This is a genomic window from Bacillus sp. CGMCC 1.60114, from assembly GCF_042676365.1.
In the GTDB taxonomy this organism is placed as follows: domain Bacteria; phylum Bacillota; class Bacilli; order Bacillales; family Bacillaceae_G; genus Bacillus_A; species Bacillus_A rhizoplanae_A.
The window spans coordinates 178,818-191,918 of record NZ_JBHTHG010000118.1 but is presented as its reverse complement, the minus strand read 5'-3'; the positions used below and the strand labels follow the sequence as shown (position 1 = coordinate 191,918).

12 protein-coding genes are annotated in these 13,101 nt (G+C 36.9%); 4 read left to right on the top strand and 8 right to left on the bottom strand.

Going from position 1 to position 13,101, the window contains the following annotated elements:
- Window positions 1-42: 42 nt before the first annotated feature.
- Together ACFQZ1_RS22280 and ACFQZ1_RS22275 are read right to left on the bottom strand one after the other, a co-directional pair.
- A complete protein-coding gene (locus ACFQZ1_RS22280) occupies window positions 43-483 on the bottom strand; it encodes a DNA mismatch repair protein (RefSeq protein ID WP_377884331.1) in 441 nt (146 codons plus the stop codon).
- Window positions 473-838 (bottom strand): ArsR/SmtB family transcription factor, encoded by a 366-nt coding sequence (locus ACFQZ1_RS22275; protein ID WP_377884330.1) that lies wholly within the window; start codon window positions 836-838, stop codon window positions 473-475. The genes ACFQZ1_RS22280 and ACFQZ1_RS22275 overlap by 11 nt, the downstream gene beginning before the upstream one ends.
- 292 nt (window positions 839-1,130) lie before the next feature.
- Between ACFQZ1_RS22275 and ACFQZ1_RS22270 the strand changes: the two genes are divergently transcribed.
- The 4 genes from ACFQZ1_RS22270 (at window position 1,131) to ACFQZ1_RS22255 (ending at window position 4,482) form a co-directional block, all read left to right on the top strand.
- Window positions 1,131-2,027, top strand: coding sequence for a phosphotransferase (locus ACFQZ1_RS22270; protein ID WP_377884948.1), 897 nt, complete (start codon window positions 1,131-1,133; stop codon window positions 2,025-2,027).
- A 15-nt stretch (window positions 2,028-2,042) separates the two neighbouring features.
- The gene (locus tag ACFQZ1_RS22265; protein ID WP_377884329.1) at window positions 2,043-2,465 is read left to right on the top strand and encodes a GNAT family N-acetyltransferase; all 423 of its coding nucleotides are present in this window, start codon (window positions 2,043-2,045) and stop codon (window positions 2,463-2,465) included.
- An 18-nt stretch (window positions 2,466-2,483) separates the two neighbouring features.
- On the top strand, window positions 2,484-3,356 hold the full coding sequence (locus ACFQZ1_RS22260) for a GNAT family N-acetyltransferase (protein WP_377884328.1): 873 nt from the start codon (window positions 2,484-2,486) through the stop codon (window positions 3,354-3,356).
- 571 nt (window positions 3,357-3,927) lie between these two features.
- The gene (locus tag ACFQZ1_RS22255) at window positions 3,928-4,482 is read left to right on the top strand and encodes a TetR/AcrR family transcriptional regulator (RefSeq protein WP_377884327.1); all 555 of its coding nucleotides are present in this window, start codon (window positions 3,928-3,930) and stop codon (window positions 4,480-4,482) included.
- A 261-nt stretch (window positions 4,483-4,743) separates the two neighbouring features.
- Here ACFQZ1_RS22255 and ACFQZ1_RS22250 read toward each other — a convergent pair whose 3' ends face one another.
- From ACFQZ1_RS22250 to aspA, 6 genes are all read right to left on the bottom strand, one after another.
- A complete protein-coding gene (locus ACFQZ1_RS22250; protein ID WP_377884947.1) occupies window positions 4,744-5,025 on the bottom strand; it encodes a cupin domain-containing protein in 282 nt (93 codons plus the stop codon).
- 57 nt (window positions 5,026-5,082) lie between these two features.
- On the bottom strand, window positions 5,083-6,489 hold the full coding sequence (locus ACFQZ1_RS22245) for an MATE family efflux transporter (RefSeq protein WP_377884326.1): 1,407 nt from the start codon (window positions 6,487-6,489) through the stop codon (window positions 5,083-5,085).
- Between the two features lie 45 nt (window positions 6,490-6,534).
- Window positions 6,535-8,007, bottom strand: a complete 1,473-nt coding sequence (locus ACFQZ1_RS22240) for an aldehyde dehydrogenase family protein (RefSeq protein ID WP_377884325.1) — start codon at window positions 8,005-8,007, stop codon at window positions 6,535-6,537.
- A 13-nt stretch (window positions 8,008-8,020) separates the two neighbouring features.
- Window positions 8,021-9,337, bottom strand: a complete 1,317-nt coding sequence (locus ACFQZ1_RS22235) for an NAD(P)/FAD-dependent oxidoreductase (RefSeq protein ID WP_377884945.1) — start codon at window positions 9,335-9,337, stop codon at window positions 8,021-8,023.
- A 524-nt stretch (window positions 9,338-9,861) separates the two neighbouring features.
- Complete coding sequence (malS, locus tag ACFQZ1_RS22230; protein WP_377884324.1) at window positions 9,862-11,574, bottom strand: oxaloacetate-decarboxylating malate dehydrogenase; 1,713 nt, start codon at window positions 11,572-11,574, stop codon at window positions 9,862-9,864.
- Between the two features lie 75 nt (window positions 11,575-11,649).
- Window positions 11,650-13,080 (bottom strand): aspartate ammonia-lyase, encoded by a 1,431-nt coding sequence (aspA, locus tag ACFQZ1_RS22225; protein WP_377884323.1) that lies wholly within the window; start codon window positions 13,078-13,080, stop codon window positions 11,650-11,652.
- Between the last annotated feature and the right edge of the window lie 21 nt (window positions 13,081-13,101).

Genomic DNA, 13,101 nt, shown 5'->3' with positions numbered 1-13,101 from the left:
ATTTGCATTGCAAACTTTATCTTTTTCTATGAGAACATCAACTTAATATTTACTATACGTTTTGTTCAAATGACGTTCTAATTTATCTATATCTCCACCTTCTTGCACGTAGGTTTTCAACCTTTCTGCTAGAAGTTCCCCACTATGACTATCTAGCTTCTGCGTATCTATAAGTGCTGTAATCGGTATCTTCTCTGGCGTCATATCTCTACGAAACATTTGCCCCGGAATTTCGCTCCAAAAACGATTCCATTCATCCAGTAATCCTATTTGATCAAATAAAAAACTTTGAATCCCGCATAACCAAGCTGTACAGGCTGTATTCCTTTTTTGACATCCAACTCCATCTTGTAAATGTTGGCATGCAAAACAACAAGAATTCCCACTTTTAATACAAACATTACAAACGTGATGAGCTCCTATTAAACGAAATATTTCAATTCCGTGTTGGATAATGGCTTCTTTCTTAACCTCAATACTCAACCTGTGCCTCCTTGGCGATCATTTCACCGTCTGTTTCGTCTAGTTCTTCTAACATTGAAATCGTATCAATTAAATGGTTATTAAATATTTTCCGAGCAACTTCCAATAAGTTCATAATCATAGGATCTCGAAGAGAATATAAAACTCGCTTTCCATCTTTGGTACCAACAACAATATTTTTTGCACGTAATACACTTAACTGTTGAGAAACCGAGGAACCTTCCTTATTTAGAATGCTTTGAATTTCATTTACACTTTTTTCCCCCTCTGACAGCAATTCGAGAATACGAATTCGCAAGGGATGTGATAAGGCTTTAAAAAAATCAGCCTTAAATTGTTGCATTTCCCCACCCATTCAAACACCTCCATTACTTATTATTAATTTTATATAACCTAGAAGTATCATATACATCTTCAAATGTTTGAATATGTATATGATACTTCTAGGGTTTACAATTTTCAATACAAATCTTGAAATGTTAACAAAAAATCAAAAAAGTGCTGTAAACAATGTATTTCATCTGTTTACAACACCTTTTTTTATTCTGTCCCATCACTTATCCACCTAAAATATCCCTATTTTACCTATAAATATTATATAATGATTTTGAATGAATTTTTCGAAAAAGGAGTCCATATACGATATGATGCTACAAACGATGTTTTCTTCCCCTATCTTACATATAGAAGAATTACATCCTGGCTACGAAGACCATGCAAGCGATGTATGGCTTGTAAAAACAAAAGATGAAGAAGTCATCGTTCGTTCTTCTAAATTAGAAAAAGAACCAAATAATGATTTTTGGTGGGGATGTAAACAATTATTCGGAATTAATCCACGATCTGTTCATAATCTAGAAATTGTCAATCATTCACTCGGACAATATACAGCTCTTCCTATTCCTAAAGTGTTACGCAAGTATGTACTAGATCGTGAGTACATTGTCGTTGAAAAACTAGAAGGACAAATGCTGCAATCCTTCTTCAATCAGCCTGACTCTTTACTACATAACTTTGGAAAAGGATTAGCTGAAATTCATCAATACAAAACAAACTATGTCGGTAATCCATCTAGAACACATCAAATTCCATTACATAGCTTTCATCAACATGTGATACAAACTAGCACAGAACTTATAGAGCGATTTCACTCACATAATCAAAAAATTCGTAACAGGTTAAAAAAATTTTTTTCTCAAACTGCGTCTCTTCCTACCCCAGAAGAAGCATCATTCGTTCTTATCGACATGGACCCAACACAATTTTTAACAGATGGTCAAAAAATTACCGGACTTGTAGATACAGAAGCTTACGCTATTGCACCGCGAGAATTCGATTTCATTGGATTAGAATATTTATTTACAGAAGCTGAAGCTACAGCATTTCAAAAAGGCTATGAAACCATATCCCCTCTTCCAAACTTGACACAATGCAGAGCACCATATCGATATTTATATCGTTTACTGTCTATTCAAGGAAGTGTGAACCTAGACGAGTGGATAGAACACCCATCTTTTTTTAAATTATTAAGTAACACAATATAAAGAGGAGAATACAATATGCAAATTCAATACAAATGGAGTCAAGAGGACAGCGATTATCTCAGAAAACAATTAATCGCATTCAATCATTCACAAGTTTCAGGTAGTGAGAAATCACTTGTTAAAGATATCAGTTTAACACTAAAAAACGATAATGAAGAAATAGTAGCTGGCTTAACAGGAGTCATATTTTGGCAATGCTTACACGTCAATATTTTATGGGTCAGTGATAGTCTGCGCCATAAAGGCTATGGCAGTAAGCTCCTATTAGAAGCCGAACGAATAGCGAAAGAAAACGATTGTAATCTTATTAAACTTGATACATTTAGCTTTCAAGCACCGGAATTTTACAAAAAACATGGCTATGAAGTATATGGTGTTATAGAAGACTTCCCGAAAGGACATACACACTATTACTTACAGAAAAGATTAATAGTATGAGAAATGGAGAGTGATTCTTTGACGATTAAAAAAAAGAATATATTAACCTCAAAAGACATACAACAAATAATCGATTTAGCAACATACTGTGAACGTAACGATGGACTGGAGTATAAACCTTCTTTATATGTAGATGTGCTCCAAACAAGAAATAAAGATCAGGTGAATGATTTTCTTTATTACCAAGACGACAAATTAGTTGGTTTTGTAAGTATGTATGAATTTGAAAGACCTACTAAACTTGAATTAATAGGAATAGTCCATCCTTCATTTCGAAGGCAAAAAATATGTAGTAACCTTCTAAATGCAGCTTTTGACGAAATAAAAAATCGTAACATCAATGAACTATTATTCATTGTAAATGCCGCTTCTACAAGCGGAAACGCCTTTGCTAAATCTTTTGGATTACAAATTTTGTTTAGTGAATACTCTATGCAATTCAAAAGAAATTCAACTTCTTTTATAAATATAAAAAATACAATTCACCTTGTACCAGCTACTACTGAGGAATTGCCGAACATCGCTAAAATTGCAAGTAAAGCTTTTAACGATTCCTTACAAGATAATATAACATGGTTACATAAGACAATATCAGCACCTAACCGTCAGCTTTATATGGCTCTTTTCAATCAGGAAGTAGTAGGAACGATAACCGTTTCTCATGAAGAAGAGGTCACATCTATCTCTGGGTTTGCTGTAGATCCTTCTTATCAAGGAAGAGGACTTGGAACAAACATGTTACAAACTACTGTACAGCAATTATTAAAAGAAGGAAAAAGAAGCATTACACTAGAGGTAGAAACAAAAAATGAGAATGCTTTGCAACTTTATAAGCACTGTGGTTTTGAAATTACTGCAAGCTATCATTACTATGATTTGATTAACAAATAGTCCAGGAGTGAACGTTTTCATTTACATAAAAAAGAAGAATGCATAACTTTTATTTAGATTCAAAAAATTTGAATCTATCTTTATTTCACCAAGAATAAATATATAATGTACACATTGTATAAAGAAAAAAGAGGATAGATACAAACATAAAAATTCTGTATGTTCTATCTTTTTTTGCACCACAAATATTTTCATTTCCTACAACATTTTTATTAATGTTCGCGAATAGTAAAGTTATTAAAAATATAATACATAAAAACTCTTTAAAAATGCAGAGCATATAGGTTGTATTATGGATTGAAAATACTTGAAATAGTCGAGTTAAGTGCCTTTTCGGACAGGGAGTTGTGCTGTATCATGGAAGATATGTACCTTTCCGTTTTTAATTGGGAGTTTAGTTGCTTCCACCCTGCTAAAAAGAAAGGTGTTATGTGTTAATAAGGGAAATGTCCCAACAGAGAATATGGCACAGACACAGACAAGGGCTAAAAATAATTTTCAAGGTACGAAAGTTGAGTAACTTAGTTTAGATAACCTTTTCAGCAAATTTCTAATTTAAGGAGTACCGGGAATGAGAGAACGCATTATAAAAGCTTTTATTGAAGAGATTCATGATAAAGGTATGAAGTTCACAATGGATGATCTAGCAAAACGCATTGGTGTAAACAAACGATACCTTTATCAACATTTTTCTTCGAAAGTTGAAATTTTAGAATTAATCATTGATCAATCGTTATCAGAGTTCGATGAAAAAACAGAACAAATTATGAATAATACATCTTTAAGCCTGATTGAAAAAATCAGACAGATTTGTACTGTGTTGCCCAATTTTGAGTTTTACGACTTCAAAGTGTTGGAACAAATGAAGCGCTATTACCCAGAGCAATGGACAAAAGTGAATGACGCTTTGAGCGAGTGGGAAGCTCTGCGCTTGTTACTCGAAGAAGGTATACAGCAAGGTGAACTCATTGAAATCAATCCAACACTCGCTGTAAAGCTGATCATAGATGCTACAAATTCTGTCTTTGATCGAAATTTTTATATGGAAAATAATATTACCTTACCAGAAGCCCTCTCATCTATCGTAGACGTATTATTGTTCGGCTTAGTCAAAAATAAATCATAATAATGATCTAACTAAAAAATCGGGCACGGAACATTCGTTCCCGATTTTATTTTTATAAGGGAACGTTCTTGCATCCTGAATCAGATTCTCCGTTTTTACCCAAACACTCCTAATTGTTAAAATATTCTGAATTTTATTTGCGTAAGATAAGCAACAATCGCATATGACGCAAGATTGGCTAACCGCGCTGTGTATCATAAACCACAAATATTTATGCAAAGTATACGATTGTGATGATTAGATGCCACTCCTAATTTCACATTATTTCAAATTAATCTCATGGTTCATTTTATAATTCTTTTTCAAAAATTCTGGGCAATCCCATTCACAAACAAGATCTTTAGCCAAAGAAACGACCCAGCCCTTTGTAATATGATACTTTTCTCCATCAACAGTAATAAACACCTCACCATCTGTCACATAAAAAACTTCCTGTTCTTCTACGTGCCAAGTTCCTTTATTAGGTTCGCCTACCCATGGCTCCCAAGTGTCAACACTTAATCTTTGTGCTTCTTCATCTGTAATTTTTTTCGCAAAAAACATTTTCATCGTCTCTCCTTCTTATAGATAATTTTGAAAGATTAATTGATATCAGTATGCTTACGTTGCTCTTGTTTCCTTTAAACGTTTCAACTCTTTTCGAAGAAAATAAATCGCAATTAGAACACCCGGAATTTCAGCAGCTGGAGCGGAATACCAAATACCATCAACTCCCCAGTATTTTGGGAAAATAAACATGAACGGGAATGAAAAAAACAACACTTTGCTAACATTAATAAACGTTGCCGACCAGTTTTTCTCTTGTGATTCGAAATAACCGGCGATAAGCAAGCTAACAGCATTTAATGTAAACATGCAATTAAATACAATTGTCGTCCAGATTCCTAGTTTCTGTAAATCCGGATTACCTCCAGAGAAAAATGACATAATTGGATCTGCAAACATGATTAGTAAAGCTGTCGCAATCAGAAAGAAGGAAACCGTAAAAATGAGTCCAATCTTAATTGCTTGTTTAACACGATCAAGATTGCCCGCACCGTAATTATAACTAATGATCGGTTGAAGTCCCGTCATCCCACCGAGCGCTGCTAAAGCAAGCAGATTTGTAATGTAACCGTTTTGAACCGTAAAAGCAGCAACATGCAGCCCACCACCGTAGCTTAGCAGTAAATTATTGAAGAAAATAATGGAAAAAAACATCATGAGCTGACTTGAAAAAGATGCAAAGCCTGTCCAAGCCACCTCACCAATTGTCTTGAGATTAATCATCATATCTTTTATTTTTGGCTTAAGCTTTGTTTTACCGAACCAAAAATAAAAGATGAGTAAAACAGGGATCGATTGTGAAATTGTATTCGCCCACGCGGAACCCATCATCCCCATATCATATTTCGATACCATAATCCATTCTGTAATTCCCGCAACAACCGCTGCAACTAACCAACTGTTCATTGATAATACAGGTTTTTCATCGATATTGGTTAAAATACTTAGTACAACCGCCAATATCGTTATTGGCAATGAAATCCACAATAGTCGGCTATATTTCACCGCATATGGAAGTGCATCCTGACTTGCTCCGAATAAAGTCAGGATTGGATTTTCAAAGACCAATCCAAGTACAGCTAGCACGGTGGAGATGAAAAGAGTAAACCATAAAGTTTGTCCCATAATACTCCTAGCTTCTTCGATTTTCCCTTTTCCAAGCCGAAGCGAAATGACCGCTCCGGCTCCTATACCAAAAAGAACGCCAAGCATACGGGTAATAACCATGATTGTAAATCCAATTCCGATTCCTTCCACTTCCAGCTCCTGAAAGCCGCTGACGAAATAGCCATCGACAATCGATACCACTCCAAGAATCGCATTCGCCATAATTCCTGCCAAAGCAAACCGTAAATATAGTAAAGGAATACTTTTGGTTCCCAGTGCTGAAGCATTTACTGACTTATTCATCATTTCTGCTGTTTCTTTCTTCGGTGAGGGACGGTTTCCTGCTATTTCCATGCTCATGCCCTCCTAAAAATAGTTTATACAGCAAGTTAAGCCAAATTAATTCGCATACCACCCTACAGGCTTAGCATGTTGGTGGATATTGATTTGCTTCATTTCCATAAAGTGCTCTAGTCCAGTAACACCTAACGCTCTGCCGATTCCACTTTGCTTATATCCTCCCCAAGGCCCTTCAACATAAGCAAGGTGATAACTATTAATCCAAGTGATGCCCGCGCGCAATTTACTAATGACACGTTTTGCTCGATCCATGTCTTCAGTAAATACAGCACCAGCTAATCCATAAATGGAATCATTCGCTTTTTGAATTGCATCTTCCTCATCTTTAAATTTCTGTACAACAAGGACTGGACCAAAAATCTCTTCTTTAACAACACGCATATTCGTGTTTACATCAGCAAAGATCGTTGGTGCAATAAAAAATCCTCGATCAAGCCCATTTTCTGTTAAGCGCTTACCACCACAAACTAATTTTGCACCTTCTTCGATTCCACTCTTGATGTAATGTAAAACGTCATTCATATGAGCCTCATTTGTAAGCGCTCCCATTTCAATGTTCTCGTTTTCCCCGTTGCCAACTACAATTTTGCTTGCACGCTCGGCCAATCTTTCAACAAACTTATCGTAAATTGTCTCTTGTACAAGCAGACGGGATGCAGCTGAACAAACTTGCCCAGCATTGTGGAAAATACCGAACATCGCATTCTCGACTGCAGTTTCAAAATCCACATCGTTGAACACAATAAGTGGAGATTTACCTCCCAATTCAAGTGTAATTTTTTTCATATTTCCCGCAGCTGCGCGCATAATGCTTTGGCCTGTTTTTGTTCCGCCTGTAAAGGCAATCTTATCAACATCATGGCTCTCGGCAAGCTCATTTCCAACTTTTGATCCAGGTCCCAATACTAAGTTTGCCACTCCGGCCGGAAGCCCGACTTCCTCAATAATTTCAAATAATTTGAATACGCTTACATGAGTGACCTCCGCAGGCTTAATTACAATTGTATTTCCAGCAGCGAGTGCAGGAGCAATTTGCCAAACAGCTAACATAAGCGGGAAGTTCCAAGGGACAATAAGCCCACAAACACCAATCGGCTCATGAATAATAATTGTTTCCGAAGAATCAGCACGCGTGTAAGATTCTTTTTTCATGCCTTTGATCAAATCAGCATAATAGCGGAAGCATTGAATCGACACCGGAATATCCACATAGGTTGTTGCACGTATAACCTTACCGTTATTTGCAGTCTCCAAACGTGCAATTTCAGCCGCCTTCTCTTCAAGACGATCTGCAATCTTATAGAGATATTCAGCTCTTTCATCAGCCGATAAATCCGACCAAATCCCGCTGTCAAACGCTTTGCGAGCCGCCTTGACTGCCACCTTTGCATCATCTTCTGATCCATCAGCAGACGTTGCGATTACCTCTCCAGTTGCTGGATTCATAACGTTTCTTCTAGCACCGGATAACGCTTCTACCCATTTCCCATCAATGAACATGTTAATTTTCACACGTCTCTCTCCTTTACGCAAAAATATCATGCAGTTTGAAACCAATATGCGCTAGATTTACAAGCATAGTTTTCTGATTATGGAACGGGAATGCTTTTAGACGTTCCTTTTCAAATCGATATCCACCTGCACTCCCTGTAACAATCCATTGGGCCAATAACTTACCAAACAATGTCGAGAGAGAAGCGCCGTGGCCCGTATAACCTGTTGCGAAATATGCGCCTTCTTTAGATCTTCCGATAACCGGGAATGTATCAATTGTAACCCCAATAAATCCACCCCAACGGTATTCAATTTTGCTTCCTGCCAGCTTCGGCATCAAGTTTACCATCGCATCGTAAACTTTTTGATACACGCTATCATCTAAGTTTGGACGGATATCGCCACCGCCAAATACGATTCGATTATCTGGTGTACGACGGAAATAGTAAAGAAAACTACTTGTATCAAAAACCATGCGATCTTTAGGAATGACAATATTCAGCAATGACTCCGGAAGCGGTTCAGTTGCAATAATACGTGCCGAAATTGGCAGTACACCTTTGTTCAGTTCATTCATGATTTTTCCAGAGTAACCATCTGTCGCCACAATAATGTCTTTCGCAATAACAGAACCTTTTTCTGTTTCAACTTTCACACTATGTTGACCGTACTCGATGGATAATGCTTTAGAATGCTCAAAGATTCTTGCACCGATCGATTTAGCTGCTTCTCCCAAACCAATTGCATAATTCAGTGGATGGAACGAATAACTCGCGTCATCGACTAAGCAACCATGATAAACCGGGGAATCGATCTCTTGATGCAATTGACTTCGATCGAGCACTCTTGATTCGTATCCGAAATTTTCGTTTAAGTATGCGCTTTCAAGTTTCAATTCTTCAAAATGCTTTGCTTTGTAAGCTACTACAATGTGACCTGTATTTCTAAAGTCACAGTTGATTTGATGTTCGTCAATAATGTTTTTTACCAGTTCAATACTAAACAAGGAGAGATCGTTTAGTTGTCTAGCCTCGTCAGTACCATACTTTTTGGTAAGCTGCTGCATCGTTGGCTTATAGCCTGGCAATACCATCCCACCGTTACGACCGCTGGCACCGTATCCGATTGTTTCTTGCTCTAGGACAATGACATTCTTTCCTAACTTTTGCAAATGATAAGCAGAGGAAAGCCCTGTGAAACCAGCGCCAATAACGACAACATCCGCCTCTTCATTTTCTTCTAGAGTTTTTCCTTTCTCATAGCTGTTTGCAGTCGCTGTCCATAGAGAGAGTGTATTCATTTGATTCATCTTATCACTTCCTTCTTCCTGTTTATTTAAAAGAAACATTTTAGCGGGGATACCGAATGCATAGGTGTACAAAAATTTTTTCTACTACTTGATTTACGGGGAATCTTTTATTAAAAACAAGCGGTATAACCCTTGTAACTAAAAATGTTATTATAGTTACTTGTTAATTATACTGAAAATAAAGAATTATTCAATAACTTTTTTGAGTATGGTTCAAGTAATCTATAAATCTTTTCCATACTGATACTATGACTCTAAAAAAAGACATGGTCAGTATGGAAAAGATTGTTTTTTGCAATATATTTCTCTGCTAAGAGTAATCGCAGTACAAGCTATTTCTTTGACAGTTTCATATAGTGTAGCTTTGAAATAAAGTTTGATCAAAAATACCTCACAATCCCAAGTTTAGAAGATTACTTGCAGGAGGCTTTGTTTTTTCACACCAGAGCCAAAGAACTAACAATAGATTTTTAGAGAAAAAAAGCCCATCAAGTTAAACTTATATAAGCTTAACTTGATAGGCATGGGGCGGTATCGCCTATTATTATAAACGGGCTTTATTTCTATATTCTAACCTTTTCTATTGCTTTTATTCGACGATACTCAGGCTTCCACATTACTTCTTTCACTGCAATCTTGATATCGTTATCACTTAAGTTCTCTCTAGCAACACCTTCTGCAACTGCAACTTTCGCTACTTCAATTGCAACCATTTCCGAGATATTACGTAACTCTTCAACTTCTGGCAAAATAGGTGCTCCTGGCTTACTTGTATCCACCATACTTGCAACTGCTTCAGCTGCTGCTGCGAACATTCCGTCCGTCATGACGCTTGCACGTACAACAATTGTTCCAAGACCTAGTCCCGGGAAAATAAGTGCGTTATTTGACTGTCCAATCACATATGTTACACCGTTATATGTAACCGGTTCAAACGGACTTCCTGTTGCAACTAACGCTCTTCCTTCTGTCCACTCGATTAAATCTGCTGGTTTCGCTTCCGCAAGCGGCGTTGGATTCGACATCGGTAAAATGATTGGTCTTTCTACGTGAGAAGCCATTTCTTTAATAATTTCCTCTTTAAATGCGCCCGCAACAGTAGATGTACCAATTAAAATTGTCGGTTTTACATGTTTCACAACTTCAGCAAGTCCGATCACATCATTTTGTTTCCACTCACTTACTTCAACTTCTTTTCTTGCATATGGAATTTGGAAATCAAGAAGATCTTCCATATTATCTGTAACTAATCCGTTACGGTCGATACACCAAAAACGATTATGAGATTCTTCGTCTGATAAGCCTACACGAACCATTGCATCTCTTACTTGATCTGCGATACCGATTCCAGCCGTACCAGCACCAAACACAACGACACGATGCTCACTTAACGGTACACCCGAAGCTTTTACTGCCGATAATACGGCAGCAAGTGAAACTGCCCCTGTACCTTGAATATCATCATTAAATGTACAAACGTCATGACGATATTTATCTAAAATTTTTCGTGCATTTCGAGAACTGAAGTCTTCCCAATGTAAAAGTGCTTTCGGGAATTGTTTATTTACCGCTTGTACAAATGTATCAATAAATTCATAGTAAGCTTCACCTGTTATACGAGGGTGACGATTTCCAATATAAAATGGATTGTTTAATAATTCCTCACGATTTGTACCTACATCTAAAATTACCGGTAATACACGGCTGGGATCGATTCCAACTGCGGCCGTATATACAGCTAATTTCCCGATCGCAATGTTAATTCCACCAACACCCCAATCACCAATTCCTAATATACCTTCTCCATCTGTTACAACGACTAAATCAATATTTTCAGCTGTTGCACCGATATTTGCAAATGCATCTTCAATACCTGATGGATCGTTAATTGATAAATAAACCCCACGCGGTTTACGGTATTCATGACTATATCTTTGAATTGCTACACCAACAGTTGGTGTATATACAATTGGTAACATTTCACGTAAATGATCTGTTAATATACGATAAAATAATACTTCATTTCGATCATGTAACGCAGTTAAGTATACATTCTTTAATAAATCATCTGGCTGAGAACTAAATTGTTCATATGCTCGGCGTGCTTGTTCTTCTAACGTTAAAACCGCTGGCGGTAATAACCCTTTTAAACCTAACTCTTCTCTTTCCTCTTGCGTGAAAGCTACCCCTTTATTTAAAAGTGGTGTTGATAATACTTCTACTCCTCTTAATGTCGTTTCTAATGAACCATTAGAACCTACTGTAAACTTACTCATAACATCCCTACCTCTATTTATATATGGCATTTCTATATTGTAAACAAAGAAGAGGGGCTTGTCCCCCCTCTTTTTTTAATTTTTCTTTAAAAGAGTTGCTCCTGCAATTCCTGGGTGTGTCATTTCAAATGGATCTAGAATTAACTCTAAGTCTTCTTGTGACAATACACCATTTTTCACACAAAGTTCTCGAACGGATTGACCTGTTGCAATTGCTTCTTTCGCAACACGAGCTGCTGCTTCATAACCGACATGAGGGTTTACGGCTGTAATAATTCCTACACTCTTCTCAACGTATTCTTTTAAACGATTTTCATTCGCTTCAATTCCTATTAAGCAATTATCTGTAAAGGCACGGAAACCATTATTCATAATGCTAATAGATTGAAGTAAGTTGAAAACAAGTACTGGTTCCATAACGTTTAATTCTAATTGTCCTGCTTCTGAAGCAAGGCAAATTGTATGATCGTTACCAATTACTTGGAACGCAATTTGGTTAATAACTTCTGGCATAACAGGGTTTACTTTCCCTGGCATAATAGAAGAACCTGGTTGACGAGCTGGTAGCATAATTTCCGCTAAGCCAACGCGTGGACCTGATGCCATTAAGCGAAGGTCATTCGCAATTTTAGACATGTTCATCATACATACTTTTAATGCTGCAGATACTTCAGTGTACGCATCAGTATTTTGCGTTGCATCTACTAAATCTTCCGCACCAACAAGCGGTAATTCACTAATCGTAGCAAGATGTTTTACAACTGCTTCAATATATTCCGGATCTGCATTTAACCCTGTACCAACTGCAGTTGCTCCCATGTTTACTTCATATAAATGTTGACGTGATTGCTTAATACGTTTCATATCACGTTCAAGTACACGAGAATACGCTTTAAACTCTTGTCCAAGACGAATCGGCACAGCATCTTGTAAATGTGTACGACCCATTTTAATAACATGATCGAACTGTTCTGCTTTTAATTCAAATACATCATGCATATAACCCATCGTTTGTAATAGGCCTTCTAACGCATTTAATGTTGCGATATGAATCGCTGTTGGGAATGCATCGTTTGTTGATTGTGCCATATTCACATGGCTATTTGGACTAATATAATGATAGTCTCCCTTTTCCATTCCTAATAATTCAAGAGCACGATTGGCAATGACTTCATTTGCGTTCATGTTCATTGAAGTACCTGCACCGCCCTGAATTGGATCGATGATAAAATGATCGTGCCATTTTCCATCTAGAATTTCTTGAGCAGCTTCTGCAATTGCTTTTCCCTTATTCAATTCCAACCTTCCTACATCTGTATTTGCAAGAGCTGCGGCTTTCTTTACAATTGCAAACGCTTTAATTAAGCCTTCATGAATTTTGTAACCTGTGATTGGAAAATTTTCAACAGCACGTAAAGTTTGAATTCCATAATACGCCTTGGTAGGTGCTTCCTTTGATCCCAAAAAATCCTTCTCAACTCGCATGTTCTTATTTGTAGTTGACATAATAATTTCTCCCTATATTAA

What these genes read in the sequence shown, in the direction of transcription:
- ACFQZ1_RS22245 (WP_377884326.1), bottom strand. Translation starts at nt 6,489, where the DNA reads ATGGAAATAGCAGGAAACCGTCCCTCACCGAAGAAAGAAACAGCAGAA.
- ACFQZ1_RS22250 (WP_377884947.1), bottom strand. Translation starts at nt 5,025, where the DNA reads ATGTTTTTTGCGAAAAAAATTACAGATGAAGAAGCACAAAGATTAAGT.
- malS (WP_377884324.1), bottom strand. Translation starts at nt 11,574, where the DNA reads ATGAGTAAGTTTACAGTAGGTTCTAATGGTTCATTAGAAACGACATTA.
- ACFQZ1_RS22235 (WP_377884945.1), bottom strand. Translation starts at nt 9,337, where the DNA reads ATGTTTCTTTTAAATAAACAGGAAGAAGGAAGTGATAAGATGAATCAA.
- ACFQZ1_RS22265 (WP_377884329.1), top strand. Translation starts at nt 2,043, where the DNA reads ATGCAAATTCAATACAAATGGAGTCAAGAGGACAGCGATTATCTCAGA.
- ACFQZ1_RS22255 (WP_377884327.1), top strand. Translation starts at nt 3,928, where the DNA reads ATGAGAGAACGCATTATAAAAGCTTTTATTGAAGAGATTCATGATAAA.
- ACFQZ1_RS22270 (WP_377884948.1), top strand. Translation starts at nt 1,131, where the DNA reads ATGCTACAAACGATGTTTTCTTCCCCTATCTTACATATAGAAGAATTA.
- ACFQZ1_RS22275 (WP_377884330.1), bottom strand. Translation starts at nt 838, where the DNA reads ATGGGTGGGGAAATGCAACAATTTAAGGCTGATTTTTTTAAAGCCTTA.
- aspA (WP_377884323.1), bottom strand. Translation starts at nt 13,080, where the DNA reads ATGTCAACTACAAATAAGAACATGCGAGTTGAGAAGGATTTTTTGGGA.